Genomic DNA, 26,750 nt, shown 5'->3' with positions numbered 1-26,750 from the left:
CCGGAGAATTGCTTCACTCGTTCAGAGGGAAGGCGTTCTCCGGTTTTTTTGTGTAAATTAATACAATGGGGTGGAAAAATGAATTTTTTAGAAAAGAAAATTTGTAATGAAGGAATCGTATTGTCACCGTCCGTTTTAAAAGTGGACTCGTTTTTGAACCATCAGATCGACCCAGATCTCATGCTGCAAATTGGAACTGAATTTGCCGATCGTTTTAAGAATGAAGGAATAACAAAAATCGTTACGTTAGAATCTTCTGGTATTGCACCTGCCGTTTTCGCAGGACTGAAATTACATGTTCCTGTTGTCTTTGCTCGTAAAAAGAAATCATTAACATTAACTGAGGGTCTTTTAACATCAGGTGTTTATTCTTTCACAAAACAAGAACAAAACGAAATTTCTGTTGCTAAGAAATTCATTCAGCCTGGTGACAATGTGTTAATTATCGATGACTTTTTAGCGCATGGTGAAGCAGCACTTGGTCTAGCGGACCTCGTTGATCAAGCTCATGCTACGATCGCTGGAATTGGGATCGTCATCGAAAAATCATTTCAGGTCGGTCGTGAAAAACTTGAGGAAAAAGGATATCGCGTTGAATCAATCGCAAGAATAAAAGAAATGAACACGAACGGGATATCGTTCATCCAATCTGAGGTGATGTCATCATGAAGAAGGGTAAAGTATTTTCTTTAGGGATTCAACACGTTCTTGCTATGTATGCAGGAGCAGTGATCGTACCTTTGATCGTAGGAAGTGCACTGAAATTATCACCTGAACAGTTATCTTATTTAGTAGCTATCGATCTTCTTACTTGTGGACTAGCTACACTTATCCAAGTTTGGCAGAATCGCTTTTTCGGAGTGGGTCTTCCCGTTGTTCTAGGCTGTACCTTTACAGCTGTAGGACCGATGATTGCCATAGGTGGACAATATGGAATGAGTGCCATTTACGGTTCCATCATTGCAGCAGGTTTATTCGTTGTTATTTTTGCCGGAGCGTTTGGAAAAATTCTTAAGCTTTTCCCACCCATCGTGACAGGAACTGTTGTAACGATTATAGGAATTACATTAATACCCGTTGCAATCAAAGACATGGCAGGCGGAGCGGGAAGTGAGAACTTTGGTTCAGCACAAAACTTATTGCTCTCTTTTGGTGTGTTAGCATTTATCTTACTTTTATATCGATTTTCTAAAGGTTTCATTCGTTCTGTCTCAATCTTAATCGGTCTCATAACGGGAACTATAGTTTCTGTATTCCTAGGTTTAGTTGACTTCACGCCAGTAATGGAAGCATCATGGGTTCATATGCCAACGCCTTTTTATTTTGGAGTTCCTACCTTTGAACTTGGTGCGATCATTACCATGATCTTAGTGGCTATCGTAAGTTTGATTGAGTCAACAGGTGTATTTATGGCGTTAGGAAAGATATGCGACAGAAACTTAACACCAAAAGACTTAACGAAAGGTTATCGTGGAGAGGGTCTTGCCATTATTCTAGGTGGAATCTTTAACGCTTTTCCTTATACGACATATTCACAAAACGTTGGCCTTGTTCAGTTATCTGGGGTAAAAGCAAAGCAGGTAATTTATGTTGCAGGGGGGATGCTGATTTTCCTTGGCTTAATTCCTAAAGTGGCTGCACTAACGACTTTAATCCCAACAGCTGTAATGGGAGGAGCAATGGTTGCCATGTTTGGAATGGTGTTTGCATCTGGTATCAAAATGTTAAGTGAAGTGAACCTTGCTAAACAAGAAAATCTTCTTATCATTGCTTGCTCAGTAGGAATGGGTTTAGGGGTAACCGTAGAACCTGAACTGTTCAGCAGACTTCCGGAAAGTATTCAAATTCTTACTGAAAACGGAATCGTAGCTGGAAGTTTGATGGCTGTTCTACTGAATCTACTATTTAACACAAAGTCTAAAAAAGTGATCGTTTCTCACGTTCAACAAAGTCAGAAGCAAGCAGTATAAATGAAAGAGCGGCTATGATCCTCATTGTAACCAGTGGATGATAGCCGCTTCTTATGTTTGATGTTGTTAAGTTTTTCTCTTTTCGATTTTGTCGTCTTTGTTGTCATCCAATTATAGATCTCTTGATGAGCAAATGCGCTTCGATCATGAGTAGGATTTCGTTTACCTTCACGAACTATTCTTTCTCTCATTTTCTTTGCTTTTGATTTTGCCATTTTCTTCATTCCTTTCAATTCGTTTAATGGAATTTAATGGGTACTACATAACTACTATACTATATGTATACGATGAAAATATACATGTTGTGTAAGAAAGCACAGAATCTTGAAAAAACAAGCTAGTATTATCAGAAAAGGAAGACTATAATCTTCCTTGGGACCAAAAAGTCTCAATCATATGAAACAAAGGGGTTATTGATGTGAATAAAAATGTTAAGAAAGTAGCTTCACTTACTCTAGCTATCAGTCTTTTAAGTTCACCTCTAGCAGGCCAAGCCACCGCTAAAACACCAGCAAAACACAAAAGTAAAGTTAACCTCAGGATCATGGAAACAACAGACATTCATACAAACCTACTAAACTTTGATTATTACAAAAATGCAACATCTGAAAACGTTGGTCTAGCAAAGACTGCTACACTTGTTAAAACGGCTCGAGAAGACTTAAAGTACAGTCAAAACAGTGTGCTAGTTGATAATGGAGACCTGATCCAAGGTACGCCACTTGGTACATACAAAGCAAAGATTGCACCGCTAAAAGATGGAGAAGTTCATCCGGCCATCGCCGCTATGAATCTTATGGATTATGATATGGCAACACTAGGAAACCATGAGTTCAATTATGGACTAGATTTTTTGGCAGAAACGTACGATGATGCTAATTTTCCTTTTGTAAACGCTAACGTATACGTAGATGACCATGATAACAATCCTAAAAATGATGTGAACAAATACACTCCCTATAAAATTGTAAAGAAGTTCGTTAGAGATGAGTACGGCAGATCAAAGCTTCTTAAGATCGGCTATATTGGTTTCGTGCCACCGCAAATCAACGAATGGGATAAATCACACCTTGATGGGAAAGTAATTACGAAGAATATCATTGAAAGTGCAGAAAAGTTTATCCCGCAGATGAAGAAAAAAGGTGCAGATATTATCATCGCACAAGCTCACTCAGGCTTTAACGGAAGTGAAGCGAACACAGAAGATGTGATTTATGCACTCAGCAAAGTAAAAGGAATTAATGCTCTTACGTTTTCGCACACACATAAGATATTCCCGGCTGCTGATGAGAAATCATTAGATGCATTGTTTAAAGACGCAAAAGGTAATGTTCTTCCTGGCGTTGATAATGCAAAAGGTACAATTAACGGGGTGCCAGCTGTACAAGCAGGTTATGGCGGAGGATCGCTCGGTCTGATCGACTTAACACTTCAACAAGATCGTGGAAGATGGAAAGTGGTTTCCTCTCAATCTTCCGTAAGAAGTGCTGCTGCGGTTAAGCCAGACGAACAAGTAGTTAAGACTGTAAAGAATGTACATGATGCAACAATCAAGTACGTAAACACACCAATCGGTTCAACGACGGACGATATTCATAGCTTCTTCGCACTCGTTCAAGATGATCCTTCTGTTCAAGTGGTAACGAACGCTCAAAAATGGTATGTAGAAAAATACATCTCATTAAACAAGCCAGAGTACAAAGATCTTCCTATCCTATCAGTTGGCGCACCATTTAAAGCAGGAAGAAACGGTGTAGGTGAATTTACTGAGATTCAAAAGGGACCACTTACGATTCGCAGTGCCGGTGACCTCTACCTTTATGACAACACGTTAAAAGCACTTAAAGTAAAAGGTTCAGTTGTAAAAGAATGGCTTGAAATGTCCGCTGGAAAATTTAAGACGATCGATCCAAACAAAACAGAAGCACAGGAACTATTAGATTCAGGCTTTCCTGTTTATAACTTCGATGTAATCGACGGCGTTAATTATCAGGTAGATGTAACAAAAGCTCCTAAATATGACAAAAACGGAACAGTGATCAATGCTGATAGCAACCGTATCGTGAATCTAACTTACGACGGAAAAGCAGTCGATCCTAACCAAGATTTCATCGTAGTAACGAACAATTATAGAGCGGGTGGCGGCGGAAACTTCCCTGGAGTTAAAGGCAGCGAATATGTAGTTGATTCTGCTGATGAGAACCGTCAGATCTTAATGGATTATATTACAGAGATGAAAGAGATCACACCAACTGCGGATAACAACTGGTCCATAGCTCCAATCAGCGGTAACGCTAACGTAACGTTCCTATCTTCACCGAATGGTCAAAAATATACGAGTGAGACAGGTAAGATTCAATATACAAATAAAACTGATGCAAACGGATTTGGAATCTATAGTATTGATCTAAAATAATGAGATAGAAGAGAGCCTAAATGGTTCTCTTTTTTATATGTAAAAGAAGGTGTAGATCTGTTTTAGTAGAAATATAAAAATTGTAGCAATGAAAAATAAAGTCTGATACAATAAAAACGAACAAACGTTCTGTGGTCGAAAAAATTAGACGATGAGGTGCTAAAAATGATTGTAGCAGTGAATCCTTACGTAGTAACTGATGGTAACGGTAAAGAAGCAGTGCAATTTTATGTTGATGCATTTAATGCAGAACTTATTTCACTTCAAACATTCGGAGAGATGCCAGAGGATCCTGATCATCCACTTCCAGAAGAAGCGAAAGCCCGCGTAATGAATGCTCAATTTAAAGTAGGCGATACCGTAATGATGCTTTCCGATAATTTTCCAGGGATGCCTTATACAGTCGGAAATCAAGTTACCATAGCCATTCATATCGATTCTGTAGATTCATCAAAACAAGTTTTTGAGAAACTTTCTAAAGAGGGAAAAGTGACAATGCCCCTTCAAGAAACGTTCTGGAGCCCATCGTATGGCCAAGTAACAGATAAATATGGTGTCGAGTGGCAAATTTCTGCCGTTCAGCAAGACTAAAATACAATTAAGCAGACCCTTTCTTTTACATGGAGAGGGTCTTTTTGTTTAGTTCTCTTTCTTATAGGTTATTTTAGTAATGTAACATTATAATGAATGATTAAAGTCAAAATCATTGACTACCTATCATAAACATATTATAGTGATTTCACTAATACATGTTCATAAGTTTAAACACTTAATTTTATGTTGTAGGAGGCGTAAAGCTTGAATCAGCCAAACACGATGAAAGAAAGCACTAAGGAATCAATTGATAAACTTGTACATGCTCAAAGAACTTACTTTCGAAGCGGCGTAACTCGATCATATGACTTTCGTATGAAAGCTTTAAACAACCTTTCAAAGCTTGTTCGAAACAACGAAGCGAAGATTCTTCATGCATTAAAGACAGATTTAAATAAATCAGAAGCAGAAGCCTACACAACGGAGATCGGCTTTTTATTAGAAGAGATTCGTCATACTCAAAAACATCTGAAAAAATGGATGGAGCCTAAAAAAGTAAAAACAGCAAAAACCCATATTGGCTCAAAGGGTTATACCATTGCTGAACCTTATGGAGTCACATTAATAATCGCACCATGGAACTATCCGTTCCAACTTCAACTTGCTCCGTTAATCGGTGCAATCGCAGCTGGTAATACGGCCATTTTAAAACCATCCGAACTTACGCCACAAACTTCAAAACTATTGGATGAACTGATCAAAGAATACTATCATCCTGACTTTATCGCAGTCGTAGAAGGCGGAGTTGAAACCAATCAAATATTGCTTGATCAACCATTAGATTATATATTCTTCACAGGCAGCGTTCCTGTAGGTAAAATCGTGATGGAAGCCGCTAGTAAGAGACTTATTCCTATCACATTAGAACTAGGCGGTAAGAGCCCTTGTATTGTAGATGAAACAGCAGACCTTAAGCTTGCTTCGAAGCGTATAGCTTTTGGTAAGTTCACGAACGCTGGTCAAACGTGTATAGCTCCAGATTATATCTATCTACACAAAAATATACGTCAACCATTCATTGATACATTTAAAGAAGTCATCAAAGAATTTTACGGCGAAAACCCACTTCAGAATGAAGAATTCGGTAAGATCGTAAATGATCGTCATTTTAATCGTTTAAAAAGTTACTTATCAGAAGGAGAAATACTTTTCGGCGGTCGATACGATGAAACAAGTGAAAAGATCGAACCAACTCTAATAGCACCATTCGATACTTCTTCACCAGTTATGAGTGATGAGATCTTTGGACCGATCTTTCCAGTCTTGGAATATGAAAACATCGATGAAGTGATCGAATTTGTTGTAGAACGTCCAAAACCACTTGCACTATACCTGTTTACGACTAACAAAGAGATCGAAGAAAAAGTAGTGAATAACATCTCTTTTGGTGGTGGATCAATCAACGATACTTTAATGCATATCGCAACACCTTATCTGCCGTTTGGTGGAGTAGGAGAGAGCGGGATAGGTAGTTATCACGGTGAGTCCAGTTTTGTTGCTTTTTCTCATAACAAAAGTGTGCTCAACCAGACGAACAAATTCGACTTTAGTTTTCGATATCCGAACGCCAAACATGGTTTGAAAATCATAAAAAAGTTAATGAAATAGAAATTTTTAAGGACGCTGTCATTCAAGATAGCGTCTTTTTATTGTGAAAAGTGCCAAAAACTCGACTAGAGAACAAATGTTCGGTATAATTAAATTAAGTGAACAAAGGAGTTGATTGGTATGCGAAAAAAGAAGTGCACCATGAGTATTCCTACCATTATTGAATGTTTTCAAATGGGAATGACCTCCAATGAGATCGCATTACAGGCAAATGTGACAGCAAGATATATCAATTCTGTTCTGCAGCAACATAACGTTGAAAGACAACCACACAGCAGCTGGTTAAGACGTTATACAGTGAATGAAAATTACTTCAAAACATGGTCAGCATCTATGGCATATGTACTAGGCTTTTTCGCTGCAGATGGAAACATGCCTCAAAAAGCGCAGATGATTAGCTTTTCACAAAAAGACCCCAAGATTCTCGAAGATATTAGGGAAGATCTTCAATCTACACATCCAATAACAATTAACCCCCGAACAGGTGTACACCTGTTAAAAATCTCAAGTAAAATAATTAAAGATGACTTAATGAGTGTACATGGTATGTTACCAAAAAAATCAAATATACTTGAGTTTCCTTATGTACCTAATGAGTTTTTACACCATTTTGTAAGAGGTTATTTTGATGGTGATGGTAATATATACGCTAGAGGTAATATGGTAAGTTTTGTTGGAGGATCACTTGCATTTATGATTGGATTAAGCAGTATATTAGAAAACCTAGGGTTGCAGCCTAGAATAAAACAAACTCATCAATATTATAGACTCTATATTAGTGGCAGAAAAACATTAAAAGAGTTCTATAATTATATCTATTGCGATAAAAACTTATATTTAGAGAGGAAATTTAAATTATTCAAGGATAAACATATTGAAGCAACTAATTTAACAAACAACTTTCACAAAAGAACAAAAGAAGCTGTAGCTAAGAGAAAGAGAAATTTTATTAACACATATAAATCCAAACAGTGTCTGATCACGAGTTGTAATGTTATTGGTATTCAAATAGCAACATATCAAAGCTGGATAAAAAATGATGATATCTTTAAAACTGAAATGCAAAAAATTAAGCCCGTTGAATAAGCGGGCTTTTTAATATGGAATAAAATTAGAGGAAGGAAGAGAGAAGTAAGGTAAGTGTCAGTAGCTAATTATATTTTTTCTTTCTTGTAGACATAATATCTATTCTCGGCAGCTATGTAAGCCATAATGAAACAAGTCTCAAAACCAAAGATTACTTAAGATAGTGAGACAAAATGAAAAAAAATGGGTACATTTATGTAATTGCCACATCTTAAAATTTACATTAAGACGCAGCGAATATTTTTATCTTTTTCGAGAATTTTTTTGACCACCAAATAAACTATTTTTTTACAATGATGAATACTTGACTCTATACAACAATTCGTTGAAGACTCTTCTCTAAATTCTTCAATAGTTGGTGTTGGTGAAATAAACAATGATGCTGTATTAATTGTAATCGTCCCTGCTGAAATTAACGGAGTAATTGATCGCAAGACTATTGAAACGGATTCACCTGGCATCAATCTTACATTTAGAGCTAACTCTAAATTTGTATTTGCTGAAAATCCTGCTACTGAAGCTGCTGGAAAGAATTGAGTTGCTGTTGAATCAGCAATTACCCTCCCTGTACTCGTAACAAGCTCGAATAACAATGTATTTGCAACCCCAGTGGTTGTAGTAACAGTTGAACTAACAATATACGCAATATCGTAGATTCCACCAGTAGTTGTTTGGAGTCCTGAAGCAACTCCATTTCTCAAAAATTCTATGCCTGTAGTTGTTACAGCATCGTCTAGTGTTATTAAAACTGGGAAAGTTGTAGTTGTTGTAGTTAGCGCTTGGAAAGATGATTCTTTAGCTGCTATTCCAGATCCCAGACCTGCTCTATTCAAATCATCACATGAAAAACAATCATTATGAAATGTATTTCTTCTTTTAGCCATTTTCATTCCCCTTCCCTATCTATTCTTATTATTAAATGAAAGACTTTACTTTTCCGACATGGACAATAGTGGAATAAGTTAAAATAACTTTTCATAATTATGGATTCATAGTATAATGCTATAATTCCGACATAACTCATAGGATTTGGAGGGTTTATAGTTATGGAACAAACAGAATTATATCTTTCTTCAAATAAACAACCTGCGTTTCAGCCCACTACTGTAGTTGCAAAATTACAGCCTATGCAAAGAACTTACGTATTTTTGGGAGGACTTGCAGCAGTAATCTTGTTTTTTTTAATAGTTAAAGTTGCTAACTGGACACAAGGCAGCCTTTTTATCATCGGATTAGCACTTGGTGGAGCTTTACTTTATGCACGCTTTGGCTTTACTTCAGCTTTTCGCAGATTGGTTTCAGTAGGTAATGTTCAAGGACTTCAAGCACATATGCTGATGCTTGCAGTTGCATCCGTATTATTTGCCATTATTTTTAGTACTGGGTTTAGTTTTACTGGTGTTGAACCCACAGGAAATGTATCACCAGTTGGCATTAGTATCTTAGTTGGTGCCTTTCTTTTTGGTATTGGGATGCAGTTCGGAAACGGGTGTGCGTCAGGAACACTTTACTCTTTAGGTGGCGGATCTTCATCAATGATTTTAACCCTTATCTCATTTATTGCAGGATCTGTTCTTGGAGCTTACCACTTCGCATTTTGGATGGGATTGCCTTCTCTTCCGCCACTTTCTTTAAACCAGGTTCCAGGTCTTGGCTTTTTTGGCGCTTTAGTTATTCAATTAGGATTATTTGCACTAATCTACTGGATAACCGTTCAAATAGCTAAAAAGAAAAAGCCGCCTATGATGAAGCCACTTCCTACTACAGTGGGATGGAAAAAAGTACTTCGTGGTTCTTGGCCATTATTCACGGCAGCTATTGTTCTCGCTTTATTAAATGCATTAACGTTAGCTGTTAAAGGAAGTCCATGGGGTATTACATCAGCGTTTGCATTATGGGGCGGTAAAGCTATGATGGCAACAGGTGTTGACGTATCCACTTGGGGTTATTTTGACGGAAAGAATGGCGAAGCTCTTACGAAAAGTGTTCTTACAGATGCAACCAGCGTAATGAACTTTGGTATTATTCTAGGCGCATTTCTTTCAGCTTCTTTCCAAGGAACGTTTAAACCTGGAAAGATCAAACCCGGTATTGCTGGCGCATCCATAATTGGTGGATTATTGATGGGATACGGTGCTCGCTTAGCATTCGGCTGCAACATTGGTGCTTACTTTAGCGGAATAGCTTCATTTAGCCTACACGGCTGGGTATGGGCAGTTATGGCTATGTTAGGTACGTATTTAGCTCTGTTCGTTCGACCAATGTTCGGATTGAAGAATCCTAAATCTACAGATTCAATTTGTTAACATAAAAAAGCTAATGGATGAGAAGCATCCATTAGCTTTTTTACTATCTTGAAACATTAAATAATAATTGTCCGATTTCACCCATAATCCGCCTAGGTTCAGTTCGGTGTGGAACGTTTTTACTCAATACAGAAATTGCATATGTATGACCTGGAAAATAGAATAACCCTACATTATGTTCCACCCCTGAAACATCGCCCGTCTTGTGAGCTGCTTCCCAATTCGGAATCATTCCAATAGGACCTTCTACATCTGGAAGTAAACTTGGAAGTAAATCGTTCATCTTCTGTTGTTTTAGAATCTTGATCATCATATCACATGCCTTAATTGATACAACTCTACCTAATGCTAATTGGGTTAAAAACTGATTTATTTCATTCGGTGTTATAACGTTCAATTCACTAGGCTTTCTGTCGGGTGAAATTTGCAGTTTGTGTTTTAGTTGGCTCTTTTTTAATCCCCATCCTGACATGTGTGCTGAAATGTTCTCTAGACCTATAAGATCAATCAAGATATTTGTTGCAGTATTATCACTTTCAATAATCATTAGCACAAGGAGATCATAAATCGTCCATTCCATACCTGCAGACAAATACTTCAAAATACCATCCCCAGGTACAAAGTCTTCTTCTTGAATTTGAACTTTATCTTGCAAACGACATTTCCCTTCAAATGCATGTGCAAAGACAGCCGCCATTATAGGAACCTTTATAATACTAGCAGCATAGAAGGTTTCATTTTCATAGTGAGTAAAGCTCTCTTTCGTACGAAAATCATACAATGAACAGCCATACATCGCTTTCCCAGATGAAAACAATTCAGATAATGAATGTTCAATTTGTTTTAACATACCGCTTCCCCGCTTTCTTAAGATATCTAAATCTACTTATTATTCTTATTTAAAATTAATCAAAAAATCGCATTTACAGAACACGGAAACAAAAATAGACTGAGAGCGTTACGAGTTCAATGAGTTGCCTATAAACAATAAATTAAAGGAGCGATGACCTGAAGAAGCAGATTTGTATTGTCGGAAGCGGTACCTCTGGTTTACAGCTCGCTTAATCGCTTAAAGAGGATTTTCAAGCAGATGCAGAAGCCGAGTGGTTTACTTTTCCTTCATCTGCTCACAAAGTAGACTTTAAAAAAACTTAATTACTAAAAAAAACTCATTAACAATGTAAAGCACCTGAAACTTTAATCAGGTGCTTTTTTTTAACTTAACACATTAAAATATCGTGCTTCTGGATGAGCAAAAACTATTGCAGATACGGAGGCTTCTGGCTCCATCATGCACCCATCGGTCAGTTGAATACCAATATCTTCTGGCTGTATCAGCTTAAATAACTTTTGCTGATCTTCTAATTCTGGACAAGCGGGATAGCCGAATGAAAACCTTTGACCCTGATAACGAGCGGAAAATCGTTCTCTCATTGTAAAATCTACCGAGTCTGGGAAGCCCCATCGATCTCGCATCTGCTGGTGAAGAAGTTCAGCGAAACCTTCTGCCGTTTCTAAAGCTAAAGCTTGAAGTGCATGACTTTCAAGAAATCGTCCTTCTCTCTTATATTCTGCAGCTAGTTCACGAATACCTGTCCCTGCTGTAACAGAAAAGAATCCAACATAGTCCATCTCCCCGCTTTCTTTTGAGCGTAAATAATCTGCAATACAAAGATATGGCTCTTTGTTTTGTCTTGGAAATTCAAACGTTTCAATTACCGTCCTTTGATCAATCGGATCATAGATCAGAATTCGTTCTCCATCACTTTGTGCAGGAAAGAATTGATATAGAGCGGAAGGTTTGATCAAATTCTTTTCTTTCGCCTCTTTTAACAGATGATCGATCAATGATTTAATTTCAAGTGTTCGCTCGTCCTTTTCTTGAAGCAATCTAGTGATTTTGCCTTTTATGCCAAGATGATGTCCGAGCAACATCTGTAGATTGATATAAGGCTGAATATGTGGGAGTGAGTAGTTTTTCAAAATATGTCTTTCTGTATCGTTAGGAACAAAAATAGGAGCAGTTTGTGAAACCTTTGAACGGACTCTAACGGCAGTTGTAATCCCTCCGGAACCTTCATTTACTTCTGAGTGCAGTGCTATTGTCTTTTTTCTCTGTTCAAATTCTACCGATAGTCGATCAAACTCTTTTGGGGTTTGAATCTGATTTGCAATTGAGAGACCTTCCATCGCATCTTTTGCATAAAGAACCATTCCTTCGTATTCCTTCGATATCTTCGTGTCTGTAAACTTTCTTGATAATGCAGCACCACCTACCAAAATGGGTGTTGAAATGTTCGCTTCTTTCATATCGTTTGCCGTTAACACCATCTGTTGAGCAGATTTTACCAGCAATCCAGAAAGTCCGATAATATTTGGTTGTTCTTTTTTGATCGCTTCAATTAACGTTTGAGACGTTACCTTAATCCCTAGGTCTACTACTTTAAATCCATTATTGCTTAGAATGATATCTACCAGGTTTTTACCGATGTCATGAACATCACCCTTAACTGTAGCAAGTAACACCTTTCCTTTTGAAGCAGATTCATCATTCGTTTCCATGTAAGGTTCTAGATAAGCAACAGATGCTTTCATAACTTCCGCACTTTGCAGGACTTCTGCAACGATTAGCTGGTTCTCATTGAAAAGTCTGCCCACTTCTTTCATGCCATCCATTAAAGGGCCATTAATGATACTTAATGGAGTAGCATACTTTTGTAATGCAATCTCTAAGTCAGGAATTAGTCCTTCTTTCGTACCCTCTAAGATATAATAGTGAAGCCGCTCTTCTAAACTCATATCAGGCAGCTTTGACCTTGTTTCTTTCTTCTTGCCTCTATAAAAATCTGTAAAAGTAGATAATGCTTCCTCTGTTGTTCGAAATAATAGATTTTCTGCCATCTCAATTTCTTCCGGTGCAATAGAAGCGAAACGTTCTAGCTTTTCAGTATTTACGATCGCGTAATCAAGTCCCGCTCCTGTGCAATGGTAGAGATACACTGCATTTAATACTTCGCGTCCGACCGGTGGCAATCCGAATGATACGTTACTGACTCCTAAAATGGTTAAGCATTGTGGAAAGTGTTCTTTTATCAGGCGAATGCCTTCAACCGTTGCATTCGCTGAGCCAATGTACTGTTCATCACCTGTTCCCACTGGAAAAACGAGCGGATCGAAAATGATGTCTGACGGAGAGACTTTATATTTTTCTACTAATAGGTCATACGATCTTCTTGCGATTTCCAATTTTCGCTCAGCCGAAACGCCCATTCCAATCTCATCGATCGTTCCAACCACTACAGCTGCTCCGTATTTATGAAGAAGCGGGATCACCTTTTCAAACCGTTCTTCGCCATCTTCTAAGTTAATGGAATTGATGATGGCTTTACCTTGTGAGTACTTTAACGCTAGCTCAATAACATTCTCATCTGTAGAATCGATGACAAATGGAATTTTCACTTTCTTAACCGCTTCTTTCATGAACGCTTCCATATCGCTTAATTCATCCCGGTCAGGATCAGCTAAACAAACGTCGAGTACATGTGCACCACCTTTTACTTGAGCCCTTGCAATCTCAGCCGCTTCTTCAAATTTCCCCTCAGCAATTAACCGTTTGAATTTTCGTGATCCGATTACATTTGTTCTTTCTCCTACCATGATCGGTCTTAACGTTGGATCATCATAGATAAAGGGTTCGATTCCAGAGACCATATGAGTTTCGTATACTTGCAGGTGACGTGGTGGATAGTTCTTCATAACTTTTGAAAGTGCTTCGATATGTGCAGGTGTCGTACCACAACAGCCACCAACGATATTCAACCACCCTTTTTGAGCAAATCCGGATAGCTTAGCGGCTAATGATTCTGGCGTTTCATGATAATTTCCTTCTTCATCTGGCAGTCCTGCGTTCGGATAACAGCTCACTGCTGTAGTAGACAGATTCGACAGGGAACGTATGTGATCTTGCATAAATTCAGGTCCTGTCGCACAGTTTAATCCTACTGCGATCGGGTTCATATGCTTCAACGAAATATAAAAAGCCTCAATCGACTGACCCGCAAGTGTGGTTCCCATCGGTTCAATCGTTCCAGAAACCATAAGTGGTATTCTTTTTCCCGTTTGTTCAACAGCTTGCTCAATCCCTAAAAAGCCAGCTTTTACATTGAGCATATCTTGGCTTGTCTCTAAGAGGAGAAGATCCGCACCTCCGTCAATCAATCCTCGTGCTTGTTCAGCATAAGCATCTCTTAACAGATCAAACGTAGTTCCGCCCGTAACACTGAGGGTTTTTGTAGTCGGCCCGAGTGAGCCGGCAACAAAACGCGGCCACTGTTCTGTTGAAACAGCATCAGCGGCTTTCCTTGCAATTTCTGCTCCAAGCTTATTGATCTCATAAGCTCTATCACCGAGTTCGTATTCATCCAGTACGAGATTCGTACCTCCGAATGTATTCGTTTCAATGATATCAGCACCTGCCTCAAGATATTTATAATGAATGGATTCGATCACATGGGGTGCCGTTATGTTTAAATACTCATTACAACCGTCAAAATCCTCGCCACCAAAATCTTCTGGTGTGAGTTCCGCTTCTTGAAGCATCGTTCCCATCGCACCATCCATGATTAATATCTTTGATTCCAACTGTTTTTTTATTGATGACTTAGGCATTCTGTGACCTCCTGGCTAAAAGTGATGGAGAGTTAGCTCGTGCATATTGTGCTAATTCAACAGTTAGTTCGTAACGCATAAATGGCGTGATCAGGTAGATCCCGTTAAAGAGTTCCATGGCTGTGTCTAATAACGACTTGGAGATCAATAAACCTTCTTTACATGCCTGTGTTGGATCATCTTTATACTTGCCCATGCGATCACGCACAGAATCAGACAGTTTGATGCCTGGAACTTCATGATGAAGAAACTCTGCGTTTCGGGAAGAGGTTAACGGCATGATTCCAATATAGATCGGTTTATCAATGTGCTTTGTAGCCTCATACGTTTCAATTAGTCTTTGCTCTGAAAATACAGGCTGACTGATAAAGTAATCTGCGCCGTATGCGATTTTTTTCTCTAACCGCTCAACGGCTTTATCAATGGATCGGATGTTAGGGTTAAAAGCCGCCCCGACCGTAAAGGATGTTTTTTCTCCAAGCTCTTTCCCTGATAGTGATAATCCTTCATTAAACTGCTTGATGAGCTTGATCAGTTCAAATGACGTGACATCATATACAGACGATGCACCTGGGAAATCTCCAACGCTTGCGGGATCTCCTGTAACTGCAAGTATTTCATGGATGCCATGCGTGTGAAGCCCCATCAGGTGAGATTGAAGGCCGATTAAATTTCTGTCGCGGCACGTAATATGAACGAGCGGACGAAGGTTAAGTTGGGACTGCACGATTGACCCTAATGCAGAGTTACATACACGTGGCGAAGCAAGCGAATTATCTGCGAGTGTAAGTGCGTCGATCCCCGCTTCTTTTAACGCTTTTGCTCCTTCCATAAAACGTGACGTATCTAATTTACGTGGTGGATCTAATTCAACAATAATCGATTGCTTCTTCGTTACTTCTTCACTTAATGGTATGTATTTAGGCTTTGATGCTGACTGAATGAAGATCTTTCGCTTTCTTTGTTTTACTTCTTTTTCTGTTACAGGCTCTAAGTTTTTAAGTTCAGTAGAGAAGGCGTGTATATGAGCAGGCGTCGTACCACAACATCCGCCTAGTAGGCGAACTCCTTGCTGCCTGAACAAATGGGCACATTCTTTAAAATAATCAGCGTCCCCTTCGTACTTAAAACGCCCATCTGTATAGGAAGGAAGCGATGCATTGGGGAACGCTGAAAGATAAGCCCGATTTGGTAATGGAACTTCCTCAAGCGTCATCAGCATGTGATACGGCCCAAGACGACAGTTTAATCCCACAATATCAGCACCAATGTTCTCTAAAGAGGTCAAAGCTTCTGAAATGGGGGTTCGGTCTTGCATAAAGCCGACTTCTTGCAATGACACTTGAGCAATAATCGGAAGTGATGTTTCTTTTCTAGCAATCTCTAAAACGGTTTCTAGTTCTTCTAGGTCATAATAGGTTTCTAATTGGATGCCATCAACATTCTCCATCAACAAACAATACAGCTGCTCACGAAAACTGCGCTTGATCTCATCCAGTGAAATGCTATTCGGTTTAATACCGCGTATTCCACCGATCGTACCTACAACATATTTGTTATGAGCGGCTTTTCTGGCAATTTGAACAGCCGCTTTGTTGATCTCTTTCACGTGATCTTGAAGTCCGTAGCGTTCGAGCTTCGAATAGTTCGCTGCATACGTATTGGTTTGAATGATATCAGCACCTGCATCTAAATAAGCGCGATGGATGTTATAGATCTGCTCTTCTTGAGAAAGATTTAACTCTTCATAACAAAAATCAGATCCATACGAATACAGAAGCGTTCCCATCGCACCATCACCGATCAGTATCTTGTTTTGTTGTAAGTCTGTGATTAAACTCATGATAGCCTCCTCTATAAAAATAAAAAGCCTTCTATAAAAGAAGACTTTTCTAAGCGTCGGGGTCTTCTTATCTTTACAAGTTCAACAAGTGAACTCGCAGGAATTAGCACCTTTTCAGCTTGTAGCTGCTGGTTGCTGAGGTTTCATAGGGCCGCTCCCTCTACCTCTCTTGATAAGGATTTATTCATTTATTGGTTCATTTACTAAATTGTGCTCTATTCTTTTTAATAATTCCTGTTTATACGAGCGCTGTTTTTCTTCGTCATATAAAAAGGACTGATCTGTTAGCTTTGTTATTAAGGCCTTTCGACAATTTTGCGGAAATTCCTTCTTAATGATGGATCTGCATTCGAATAAAAAATCTAAATAACTTTCATAGTCTTCACTGTATTTTTGCTGAAGCTCTTTTTTTATAGATTTAGATAGACTCGGACTAGCTCCAGAGGTGGAAACAGAGAGTATGAGCTTACCTCTTTTTACAACACTAGGAACAATAAAATTGCCAAGGTGCGGTTGATCAGCGACATTCACAAGCTGTTTTGGACTTGCTTGTTCTGCAATCCAAGAGTTACTCTCTGTACAATTGGTCGCAGCAACGATTAGAAATGCTTCGACCAAATCTTCCCGTACAACTTTTCTTTCAATCCAAATCAGCTTTTGTTCAGCATGCCATTCCTGAATCTCGTTAACAACGACTGGACTGATTACAGTTATTTTTGCTTCTTCATTTATTAAACCTTTTATTTTTCTAAAGGCTACCAAACCACCGCCTGCTACTACAACCTTTCTGCCAGTCAAATTTATGTGAATAGGATACATAGCATTCCTCTCTTTTTAAGAAAATGCATACTTATTTGTTTCAATTGTTTCATGGATACGCGTGAGAAGCACGTCTTTAAGAATAGGATGGTAGCCAAGAGTGTCACAAAGAGTTACGTTTTGTGTGGTTTGTTGCTGATAGCGAGTTATCGTATGTTTCATTCCGTTTATTAAGAGTCCTGAAAATAGAAGATAAGGCACAACGATAACTTGCTCATATGATTCGCTGCTGCACCAGAGTGCTTCCTCGAAGTTAGGTTTTGAACCAGTTAGAAAACAAGCTTGAATACTAGGGATTCCGTAATGATTTTGAACGTTAGATGCTATTGCTTCTAGGTCCCGTTTTACATCCTGATCGGTGCTTCCTCTGCCTACAAGCAGGATTTGTGTATTTCTTCTTAAATTAACTGCATTTTTGGTGATCTTTTCCCACAACAAATGCGTAATGGCATCGTGTACACCGAAGGCACGCCCGTAATTTACATCAACTCCTGGAAATTTATTTTGCAAGTGCTGAAGTTCTTTTGGTATGTCTATTTTTATATGGTTTGCACTTAATAAGAACACAGGAATCACAGAGATGTTCGTTGCTCCTTTTTGTATACACCTTTCAAATCCTTGAGCGATAGAGGGTTCAGCAAGCTCTAGAAAACAAATCTCTTTAATGGGCACATCCACTTGTGACATACAAAGTCTCACAAATTCTTCTGCTTCTATTCGTCCTTTTGCAAGTCTTGTACCGTGACAGATAAAGAGCAATGCCTTCATTTACAAAGCCTCTCTTACGTCAGCAAGCTTACTCTGTTCATCGTTCAGCTGTTCGAACCATTTCAGTTCACTGCGAAGACGAACGACTTCACCAACAATGATCATACTCGGATTCTCAATATGTTCAGTAAGTACGATTTCCTCAATCGTATCAAGTGTACCTGTAACGGTTCGTTGATTCTCTAAGGAACCCCATTGAACGAGAGCAACTGGTGTGTCTTTGCTTTTTCCATTCTTCGTTAACTGTTTGCAAATATAACCTAGGTTGCCCACTCCCATATAGATCGCTAACGTATCAATACCGTTCGCTAGACTTTCCCATTTCAGTTCATCTTCTTTGCCTTTTTTGCGATGACCTGTGACGACCGCATAACTTGATGCGATGTTTCGGTGTGTAACAGGAATGCCCGCATAAGCTGGTGCTGCAATCCCTGATGTTATCCCAGGAATTACCTCAAAAGGAATGCGACTTCTTGCAAGTGTTTCTGCTTCTTCTCCTCCTCTTCCAAACACGAAGGGATCACCGCCTTTAAGGCGAGTTACAACTTTTCCTTTTTGAGCGTGTTTAACTAAGAAACTGTTGATCGTTTCTTGCTTCATGAAATGATAGTTTGGCAGTTTACCGCAATAGATTAAGTCACAGTCAGGTTTTGCATAAGAGAGCAGTTCTTTGTTCACTAATCGATCATATAAAATGACATCCGCTTCTTGTATACAACGCAGACCTTTTACAGTTATCAGCCCTGGATCACCCGGACCAGCTCCGACAAGATACACTTTTCCCATCATCATCACTCCTTTAAGGATTTAATATCGTTTCACGTTCATACAGCACAAAGCCGTTCCCCGTTCGAATTCGTTTCTTTTCATAAAGAGAGATCTCATCAACTTCAGGCTGTTTCAAAAAATACTTCTCGAGCTCGATGTCAACTAATTGAAAAGCCTGTTCATCTGTTGAAGCTGCTATTACAACAGGAATAACCTCTGATTTCAAAATCACTTCGAACCGGTATAAATACATAGCGAGACCTCCATTTTATGAGACTTTTTCTTCTAATTCTTCTGCAATTCGGTCCAGCTCTATTTGAAGATGTTCCAACCCGACACGGTCTATATAGTCAAAAAAGCTCTCTGATGGAAGTTTCGTTTCTTTAAATATGGTAAGAAATCGTAATAGTACTTCGTCTAGCGAATCCGCATGAAACTTTCCTTTCAGCTTTTCATTAAATTTTCCGCCGTCATCAAGTGTGCCACCTACATATATCTCAAAGGCTTGAACCATCTTCTTCTCTTTCGTTTTTAACAATACACCTTGAAGACCAATATCTGCGATCTGACGCTGTCCGCATGAGTTAGGACAGCCAACCATATGAATGCGAACGGGAACATCTAGAGTTATTTTCTGATCGAGGTTCTCTGCAATTCTACGCATCCGTTCTTTCGTTTCAACGAGTGCCAAGTTGCAATACTCGATACCGGTACAAGAAACAGAATGACCTATGAAAGATAGAGGCTGAGTAGTGATACGTTTGAAGATGCTTTCTTTTAATAGCAACTCAACGTTTTCGTGTTTCACATTAGGAATAATTAAGTTTTGAGAATTTACCGTTCGGATTTCACCGTTTCCGTATTTCTTCGCAATATTAGCGAGTTCTAAAACTTCGTCAGCATGAAGTCTACCAACAGGTACGTTAAAACCGATATAGCTTAATCCTTCTTGCTTTTGAGGATGAACACCATAGAAGTAACCGCCGTTCCATGTTTTAAGAGCATCTTTTCCTTTAGAGTGAAGCGGTCCGGTATATTCTAAGAGTTTCTCTTTAAATTTATCAGGTCCCCAATCTGCCATTAAGAATTTAAGACGAGCAAGGTGACGTTTTTCCCGATAACCGTAGTCACGGAAAATGGTAGTAATCGCGATAGAAACGTCTTTAACCTGTTCAGGTTCAATGAACACATCGAGTGGCTGTGCTAAGAAAGGACGAGAAGAAAGACCTCCGCCAATCTTGATATGAAACCCTGGAACTTCCTTTTCATCAATTACTTTATATGCGGGAGTAAAGGCCACACAGTTGATTTCAGCATGTGCACTATTGTTCACATTAGAACTAATTGACATTTTGTATTTTCTCGGCAAGTTAGAGAAATCTTCATTATGCTGAAAAAACTCATATACTTCTTTTACGATCTCAGTCGTATCAAAGAGTTCGTGTGGATCGATACCTGCTATCGGATTGCCCATGATGTTTCGTGTAATGTCTCCGCATGCACCAGCGCTCGATAACCCGACTGATTCTAAACGATTAAAGATGTCGGGAATCTGGTCAATTGTCAGCCAGTGAAATTGAATAGCCTGGCGTGTCGTGATATCGAATACATTTCTTCCATAATCTTTACAAATATGTGCTAATGCTTTTACTTGTTCATAACTTAAAATCCCTGATGGAACATTAACCCTCATCATAAAATAGCCGTCTTCTTTTGGTCGCTGCAGATAAAGGCCCGCCCACTTGAAACTATCCCATTCTTCTTTTGGAATAGAAGAAAAGCCGTTTTTTGCGTAATGAGGGATATCTTCAAATATTTTCAATCCGTCTTTTACAAGCTTTTTTTGTTCTGTTTTATTGATCTTCGAATTTTCTGCCCACGTCTTTTCATATGCCATTCTCTCAGTCTCCTTTTATTTAGTTAAATCAGCTTCCTTTTTTTCAAATAATTTAAGATGCTCTCCACACTTTCGGAAACGTTTTGTTCGTTTGTATGTATGGTAAGAGCAGGTGAAACCGGTTCTTCATAAGGTGAATCAATTCCAGTAAAGTCAGGAATCTCACCTTTTCGCGCTTTGCTGTATAAACCTTTTGGATCTCTTTTTTCACATTCGTCAATCGGACATGAAACGAAAATTTCTATGAATTCTTCTTCTGAAATGATTTTCTTCGCGATATCCCGATCTTGTATAAACGGTGAGATAAAAGCTGTAAGTACGACTGTTCCATTATCTACAAATAGCTTTGACACTTCAGAAATGCGTCGTATGTTTTCACTTCGATCTTTATCTGAGAAAGAAAGATCACGGTTTAATCCATTTCGAATGTTATCTCCATCTAACACATAGTTTCTTATTTCTTGATCAAAAAGCACTTGCGCTAATGCATTTGCAACCGTTGATTTTCCTGATCCTGAAAGTCCTGTAAACCAAAGTACAAAACTTGAATGGTTGTTTTGTTTGCGCCTAGCTTCTTTTGTAATCGAACTATCGTGCCAAATTATATTGTGTTGATTGCTCATTTAAATCTCCTATTCTATAATTTTTATCATTTCGATTTAGTCCATTTATTAATACCTCTACTACTTCTCTTCGGCTGAACGTACTAGGGGGAAGTTCTCCATTTCGAAGAAGTTCTCTTACCTTTGTTCCTGATAAGATGACATGTTCTTCCGTAGGGTGTGGACATGTTTTCGAAGAAGCCATTCCTTCACATTTGTTGCAATAAAAGCTATGTTCAAAAAACAAAGTTTGGATGCCGATCTCCTCTTCTGTAAACTGGGAAAAGATCTCTTGTGCTTCATACGTCCCGTAATAATTTCCTACTCCAGCATGGTCACGACCTACGATAAAGTGAGAGCAGCCGTAATTTTTTCTGACGATCGCATGGAAGATGGCTTCACGAGGACCTGCATAGCGCATCGCTGCAGGAAATACAGCAAGAAACACACGGTTATTAGGATAATAGTTTTTTAGTAGAACATGATAGCTTTCCATTCGAACATCAGCTGGTATATCATCAGACTTTGTTTCACCAACGAGTGGATTTAAGAAGAGACCGTCTACAATTTCAAGTGCAGCTTTTTGAATATATTCATGAGCACGGTGAACGGGATTTCTCGTTTGAAAACCTACAACGGTACTCCAACCTAATTCCTTAAACTGTTTTCTTGTTTCTCTAGGATCGAGATGATACTCGTTGAACGCATTTTTCTTAATACGTCTAATTAACGTAATCTCGCCGCCTATATAAACTGAACGTCGTTCGAACATCTTCTTAACTCCTGGATGATTATGATCGGATGTCTTATAAACACACTCCGCTTCAATTTGCTTTACAGGAGTGTAAACATCACCTACCTTAAGGATTCCGTAGGTTACACCATCGTAAGTTAAACGAACTTCTTCACCTCTTTTAAGTGTAGATGCTGTATCAGAATCTACCGGTAACGTGATAGGTAAGCTCCAAACCGTTCCATCACTAAGCCTGATATCATGGACAACAGATTGATAATCTTTTTGGTTCAAAAAACCTGTTAATGGACTGTATGCTCCAATCGCGATCAATTCAAGGTCGCTAAGTGCTGTTGCATCAAGAATGATTTCTTTTTTAATGTGCTGATATGGTGTATCAGGCTTGAATCGATTGATCAGTTGCCCTCCATGCGGTTGAATCGTACTCATATTGTTTCTCTCCTCCTAATAATTCTCTATTTATTCTTATGAAGCCCGCATTCTAGTTTTCCAGTTCCTGACCATCGCCCAGAACGAAAATCATCTGCGTTAATAGCTGCCTGTGTACATGGGGCGCAGCCTATACTTGGATAGCCATTGTCATGTAGTTTGTTATACGGCAAGTCATGCTTATGGGCATACCTCCAAATATCTTTCCACGTCCAATGAATGAGCGGACAAATCTTAATACTTTTGAACCGTTCATCTCTGTTGACGAATTCGGTATTGCTCCTAGCAACTGACTGCTCCTTACGAAGACCAGAGAGCCAAGCTTTTACCCCTTTTAACTCTTCTTCTAAAGGAATCACCTTTCTGATCGTGCAACATAGATTAGAGTCCACGTTCCAAAGAGCATCACTGTGTTTTTTTGCTTGCTCCTCTAGAGTGAGAGCTGGTGTCTTTAGCTTGATTCGAAGTGAAGGATACCTTTTCTTTGCAGCTTCAATTACGTCATAGGTTTCTTGAAAATGCAGGTTTGTATTGAGAAACACGATCTGTGCATCTGGCTTCACTTGAGAAACAAGATCAACAAGAACACTGCCTTCTATACCAAAACTGCATGCGTAGACTAAGTCTTCACCGTATGTTCCATAAGCCCACTCCAACACATCTAGAGCACCTTTTGTCGAATTATCATGATTAAAATCTGGTAATTTCTCATTCCAAGTTGCATACGTTAGCAATTCGCTACCTCCTTTGAACATAAAAAAAGCGGCTTTAACGTTTTTAGAGCTTAGCCCTATCGTTAAAACCGCCTCTAGTTTTCTAGTCAGCGAACTATTTAATTCTTACCTTCTCGTTCTTTTCAAGCTGAATCACTTTTCCATCTTGAACGATTAAAGTGATCGAACCAAATTTAATACTGCTCAGCATCTTCTCAAGCTGAGGAAGATAATCACTTGCACTCTTTTCGTTTGCCACTCCACTGCCTCCCTTTACAACATTCATTATCTTTTAAAGGCTCTTTCCTAAAAATTGTTGTTTTGTAAGTCTTACTATTTATTCTTTGACTTTTGATTGGAGTGGAAGATGCGAGACTCCTGTGGGACAGGCGGGAAGATGAGACACTTATACGAACGTACGAATGTGGCTCACCGCCTGCCCCGCGGAAAGCGAGTATCTGCAACGGAATTCAACTCTTTCAAAAGCAACAATGAATATGAAAACAACAATAAAAAAAACCTTCCCATTTCGGAAAGATAGTGGAGGTAAACATATTACCTTATCTTCCAAAATGTAAATACATTCTGCTGGAGTTAGCACCTTACAAATCGCAGGTTGCCGGGTTTCATCGGGCCAGTTCCCTTCACCACTCTGGATAAGAGTTTAAATTTTATAAAATCATAACATATCTGAAGTGGATATCAAGACCTATTTTTTCATTTTTCTATTTTTACAAAAAATTTCAACAAATAGTTGACTTTTTATGTTTTAGAATCATATAGTATAAATTAAAATTTAATCCGTATCGCTGATCGGTAAACCGAAGGCTCTTAACATCACTTGTTAAGGGCCTTTTTATTTTGAGGAGGAAGAATATGAAAAAGTTAATCGTATTGGCTTTAATTGGTCTTGTTGCACAATTGATCGATGGTTCACTAGGGATGGCTTATGGCGTTACATCTACTTCATTACTCCTAGTTGCCGGAATTGCTCCTGCAGCTGCATCTGCATCCGTACATCTTGCTGAAGTCGTAACCACTGCGGCATCCGGCGCTTCACACATTAAATTCGGAAATGTTGACCGGCAAGTCGTTCTTCGCTTAATTCTGCCGGGTTCTATCGGAGCATTTGTAGGGGCTTGTTTTTTAAGCAACCTGCCTGGAGATGTAATAAAGCCTTATATCTCAATCTTTCTAATTATCCTTGGAATTTATATCTTATATCGTTTTTTGTTTAAACTTGGAGAAAAGAAAGCAACAGCGAAAGGTAAACCCTTTACGAAAAAACAACTTATTCCACTTGGATTATTAGCAGGATTTTTAGATGCTACAGGTGGTGGTGGCTGGGGTCCAGTCACCACTCCAGTCCTTATAGCAAAACAAGATATGAAAACTAGAAAAGTGATCGGTTCTGTGGATACGAGCGAATTCGCTGTAGCAGTATCTGCATCAATCGGATTTTTCATCGCTCTCGGTTGGGAACAAGTAGAATGGTTATGGGTAGGAGCATTAATGTTAGGAGGCGTGGTTGCGGCTCCAATTGCTGCATGGCTAGTTCGTCTCATTCCATCTCACATATTAGGGGTATTGGTAGGAGGACTGATCATTATTACCAACACGAGAACTCTTCTTCATACTCTTGGTGTATCAAATAACATGTTGTTCTCAATCTACTTTGTTCTTGTTGCTTTTTGGGCGGTCGGTATTATCTATGCGGTAAAAAGTAATCCAGAAAATAAAAATCCGAAATTTTTAAAAAATTCTGTTGACTATTGATTTGGACCTATGTATTATAAATCTTAATTCAATATTCAAATCTTCTTATCCAGAGAGGCTGAGGGACTGACCCTATGATGCCCGGCAACCAGCGGAAACGCATGGTGCTAATTTCAGCAGAACAATTTATGTTCTGAAAGATGAGACTTCGATCGGGTGAAATCATCGGGACCTCTTCTTTTGGAAGAGGTCTTTTTTTCTGGGGTAAGTTGAAACTGAATGCGATTGGATATAAAAAATAACGTTGAGGAGAGATTCGAATATGACTGATCAAAAAGCTGAAAGACAGTATGGGTTTGAAACGATTTCTTTACATGAAGGTCAAAAAGTAGATCCTACAACAGGAGCTCGAGCTGTACCCATCTACCAGACCACTTCATATCAATTCAATTCAACAGAGCACGCAGCGAACTTGTTTGCTCTAAAAGAGTTCGGTAACATATATACGCGTTTGATGAATCCAACACAAGATGCTTTTGAACAGACTATCGCAAAGCTTGAAGGCGGTGTTGGCGCACTTGCTCTTGCATCCGGCCAGGCTGCCATTACAAATGCTATATTCAATATTGCTGGCGCTGGTGATGAAATCGTCGCTTCTACCTCTCTATATGGTGGAACTTATAACCTATTCTCTGTCACTCTCCCTAAACTCGGCATCCAGACTCAATTCGCTGAGATTGATAATCTTCAATCGTTTAAAGATGCTATTACAGAAAAAACAAAAGCCGTATACATCGAGACCATCGGCAATCCGAAAATCGATGTTGCAGATATTCAAGCGATCGCTGACATCGCACATGACGCGGGAGTTCCTCTTATTGTAGATAATACGTTGGCTACTCCTTACCTTTGTCGTCCAATCGAACATGGAGCAGATATTGTCGTCCATTCTGCAACAAAGTTCATCGGCGGACATGGTACTTCAGTCGGTGGTGTTATCGTAGATTCTGGAAAATTTGATTGGAGCAATGGGAAATTCCCTGGCTTGACTGAACCAGATCCAAGCTATAAAGGGATTGTGTATACGGATGCATTTGGTCCACTTGCTTATATATTAAAAGCACGGGTTCAACTGCTTCGAGACCTGGGTTCGTCTATCGCGCCGTTCAACTCCTTTCTATTCATTCAAGGATTGGAAACACTCGCTCTGCGTATAGAACGACATGTTGAAAACACACTGAAAGTAGCCAAGTTCTTAGAGAGTCATCCATCTGTTGATTGGGTAAACTACGCAGGACTTCCAAGCAGCCCTTACTATGAACTTGCCCAAAAATACCTCCCTAAAGGCGCCGGTGCGATACTAACATTCGGGGTTAAAGGCGGTGTAGAAGAAGGTAAAAAGTTGATCGAAAATGTTAGCATCTTCTCTCACTTGGCAAACGTGGGAGATTCAAAATCATTGATCATCCATCCAGCTAGCACCACTCATCAACAACTATCTGAAGAAGAACAAAGAAAATCAGGCGTAAGTCCAGAACTAATCCGACTTTCAATCGGAATTGAAACAGTAGATGATCTAATCTATGATTTAGATCATGCTCTAAAAGCGATCTCACTTTCTCCAAGCGGATTGTAGATTACAACGCTTAAGCTGTTCAAAGGAATCCTTTGAACAGCTTTTTTTTGGTGCAAAGACTCTTCTCCTGTTAGCAAGTTTCTTAAACGGAAACCCTCTTTTAGTCAACCTTACATACAAATACAGCTTTGTCATAAATAAGTTTCTCCTTACAAAT

23 protein-coding genes and 3 riboswitches are annotated in these 26,750 nt (G+C 39.0%); of the genes, 9 read left to right on the top strand and 14 right to left on the bottom strand.

Annotated elements, in window-relative coordinates:
• The first annotated feature begins 78 nt into the window (after window positions 1-78).
• Entirely contained in the window at window positions 79-669 is a 591-nt protein-coding gene (locus FS458_RS10470) for a xanthine phosphoribosyltransferase (protein WP_144700332.1), read from the top strand.
• Window positions 666-1,970, top strand: coding sequence for a nucleobase:cation symporter-2 family protein (locus FS458_RS10465; protein WP_144700330.1), 1,305 nt, complete (start codon window positions 666-668; stop codon window positions 1,968-1,970). Before FS458_RS10470 ends, FS458_RS10465 begins: the two co-directional genes overlap by 4 nt.
• Here the strand turns inward: FS458_RS10465 and FS458_RS10460 are convergent.
• A complete protein-coding gene (locus tag FS458_RS10460; RefSeq protein ID WP_144700328.1) occupies window positions 1,952-2,185 on the bottom strand; it encodes a hypothetical protein in 234 nt (77 codons plus the stop codon). The two genes, FS458_RS10465 and FS458_RS10460, sit on opposite strands and share 19 nt — an antisense overlap.
• A gap of 203 nt (window positions 2,186-2,388) precedes the next feature.
• Here FS458_RS10460 and FS458_RS10455 point away from each other — a divergent pair, with 203 nt between their 5' ends.
• From FS458_RS10455 to FS458_RS10440, 4 genes are all read left to right on the top strand, one after another.
• Window positions 2,389-4,386, top strand: coding sequence for a bifunctional 2',3'-cyclic-nucleotide 2'-phosphodiesterase/3'-nucleotidase (locus FS458_RS10455; RefSeq protein WP_391503396.1), 1,998 nt, complete (start codon window positions 2,389-2,391; stop codon window positions 4,384-4,386).
• A gap of 165 nt (window positions 4,387-4,551) precedes the next feature.
• Entirely contained in the window at window positions 4,552-4,977 is a 426-nt protein-coding gene (locus tag FS458_RS10450; RefSeq protein ID WP_144700324.1) for a VOC family protein, read from the top strand.
• A 225-nt stretch (window positions 4,978-5,202) separates the two neighbouring features.
• Entirely contained in the window at window positions 5,203-6,588 is a 1,386-nt protein-coding gene (locus FS458_RS10445) for an aldehyde dehydrogenase (RefSeq protein ID WP_144703491.1), read from the top strand.
• Window positions 6,589-6,708: 120 nt separating this feature from the next.
• Window positions 6,709-7,674, top strand: coding sequence for an LAGLIDADG family homing endonuclease (locus FS458_RS10440; RefSeq protein WP_144700322.1), 966 nt, complete (start codon window positions 6,709-6,711; stop codon window positions 7,672-7,674).
• A 218-nt stretch (window positions 7,675-7,892) separates the two neighbouring features.
• Here the strand turns inward: FS458_RS10440 and FS458_RS10435 are convergent, their stop codons facing one another.
• The gene (locus tag FS458_RS10435) at window positions 7,893-8,558 is read right to left on the bottom strand and encodes a hypothetical protein (protein ID WP_144700320.1); all 666 of its coding nucleotides are present in this window, start codon (window positions 8,556-8,558) and stop codon (window positions 7,893-7,895) included.
• Window positions 8,559-8,720: 162 nt separating this feature from the next.
• On the opposite strand from FS458_RS10435, the gene FS458_RS10430 reads away from it, so the two are divergent.
• The gene (locus FS458_RS10430) at window positions 8,721-9,980 is read left to right on the top strand and encodes a YeeE/YedE family protein (RefSeq protein WP_260858559.1); all 1,260 of its coding nucleotides are present in this window, start codon (window positions 8,721-8,723) and stop codon (window positions 9,978-9,980) included.
• 43 nt (window positions 9,981-10,023) lie between these two features.
• On the opposite strand, the gene FS458_RS10425 is transcribed toward FS458_RS10430, so the two are convergent.
• The 12 genes from FS458_RS10425 to FS458_RS10370 form a co-directional block, all read right to left on the bottom strand.
• Window positions 10,024-10,830 (bottom strand): serine hydrolase, encoded by an 807-nt coding sequence (locus tag FS458_RS10425; RefSeq protein WP_144700318.1) that lies wholly within the window; start codon window positions 10,828-10,830, stop codon window positions 10,024-10,026.
• A gap of 365 nt (window positions 10,831-11,195) precedes the next feature.
• Complete coding sequence (gene metH / locus FS458_RS10420; RefSeq protein WP_144700316.1) at window positions 11,196-14,648, bottom strand: methionine synthase; 3,453 nt, start codon at window positions 14,646-14,648, stop codon at window positions 11,196-11,198.
• Window positions 14,641-16,491, bottom strand: a complete 1,851-nt coding sequence (locus tag FS458_RS10415; RefSeq protein WP_144700314.1) for a bifunctional homocysteine S-methyltransferase/methylenetetrahydrofolate reductase — start codon at window positions 16,489-16,491, stop codon at window positions 14,641-14,643. Before FS458_RS10415 ends, metH begins: the two co-directional genes overlap by 8 nt.
• Window positions 16,492-16,555: 64 nt before the next feature.
• Window positions 16,556-16,670, bottom strand: a riboswitch (SAM riboswitch).
• 1 nt (window position 16,671) lies between these two features.
• Window positions 16,672-17,310, bottom strand: coding sequence for an NAD(P)-binding protein (locus tag FS458_RS10410; protein WP_144700312.1), 639 nt, complete (start codon window positions 17,308-17,310; stop codon window positions 16,672-16,674).
• A gap of 15 nt (window positions 17,311-17,325) precedes the next feature.
• Window positions 17,326-18,078 carry a sirohydrochlorin chelatase gene (locus FS458_RS10405; RefSeq protein WP_144700310.1) on the bottom strand — a complete coding sequence of 251 codons (753 nt, stop codon included), beginning with the start codon at window positions 18,076-18,078 and terminating at the stop codon, window positions 17,326-17,328.
• Entirely contained in the window at window positions 18,079-18,864 is a 786-nt protein-coding gene (cobA, locus tag FS458_RS10400; protein ID WP_144700308.1) for a uroporphyrinogen-III C-methyltransferase, read from the bottom strand. It abuts the gene before it with no gap.
• 13 nt (window positions 18,865-18,877) lie between these two features.
• Window positions 18,878-19,099: a DUF3906 family protein gene (locus tag FS458_RS10395; protein WP_066394287.1), complete on the bottom strand. Its 222-nt coding sequence runs from the start codon at window positions 19,097-19,099 to the stop codon at window positions 18,878-18,880.
• Between the two features lie 15 nt (window positions 19,100-19,114).
• Window positions 19,115-20,743 (bottom strand): nitrite/sulfite reductase, encoded by a 1,629-nt coding sequence (locus FS458_RS10390; protein WP_144700306.1) that lies wholly within the window; start codon window positions 20,741-20,743, stop codon window positions 19,115-19,117.
• Between the two features lie 23 nt (window positions 20,744-20,766).
• Window positions 20,767-21,366: an adenylyl-sulfate kinase gene (gene cysC, locus FS458_RS10385; protein WP_144700304.1), complete on the bottom strand. Its 600-nt coding sequence runs from the start codon at window positions 21,364-21,366 to the stop codon at window positions 20,767-20,769.
• Complete coding sequence (sat, locus tag FS458_RS10380; protein ID WP_144700302.1) at window positions 21,332-22,528, bottom strand: sulfate adenylyltransferase; 1,197 nt, start codon at window positions 22,526-22,528, stop codon at window positions 21,332-21,334. The genes cysC and sat overlap by 35 nt, the downstream gene beginning before the upstream one ends.
• Before the next feature lie 26 nt (window positions 22,529-22,554).
• Entirely contained in the window at window positions 22,555-23,262 is a 708-nt protein-coding gene (locus FS458_RS10375; protein WP_260858558.1) for a phosphoadenylyl-sulfate reductase, read from the bottom strand.
• A gap of 94 nt (window positions 23,263-23,356) precedes the next feature.
• Window positions 23,357-23,500, bottom strand: coding sequence for a YezD family protein (locus FS458_RS10370; RefSeq protein WP_260858557.1), 144 nt, complete (start codon window positions 23,498-23,500; stop codon window positions 23,357-23,359).
• A 298-nt stretch (window positions 23,501-23,798) separates the two neighbouring features.
• Window positions 23,799-23,904: riboswitch (SAM riboswitch) on the bottom strand.
• 213 nt (window positions 23,905-24,117) lie between these two features.
• On the opposite strand from FS458_RS10370, the gene FS458_RS10365 reads away from it, so the two are divergent.
• Window positions 24,118-25,017: a sulfite exporter TauE/SafE family protein gene (locus FS458_RS10365; RefSeq protein ID WP_144700296.1), complete on the top strand. Its 900-nt coding sequence runs from the start codon at window positions 24,118-24,120 to the stop codon at window positions 25,015-25,017.
• Between the two features lie 42 nt (window positions 25,018-25,059).
• Window positions 25,060-25,164, top strand: a riboswitch (SAM riboswitch).
• Between the two features lie 115 nt (window positions 25,165-25,279).
• Window positions 25,280-26,593 (top strand): homocysteine synthase, encoded by a 1,314-nt coding sequence (locus FS458_RS10360; RefSeq protein ID WP_144700294.1) that lies wholly within the window; start codon window positions 25,280-25,282, stop codon window positions 26,591-26,593.
• The last annotated feature ends 157 nt before the right edge of the window (window positions 26,594-26,750 follow it).

It is taken from the genome of Fictibacillus phosphorivorans, assembly GCF_007673525.1.
GTDB classification, from domain to species: Bacteria; Bacillota; Bacilli; order Bacillales; family Fictibacillaceae; genus Fictibacillus; species Fictibacillus phosphorivorans_C.
The sequence above is the reverse complement of the archived record's forward strand: the minus strand, read 5'-3'. Positions and strand labels throughout refer to the sequence as shown.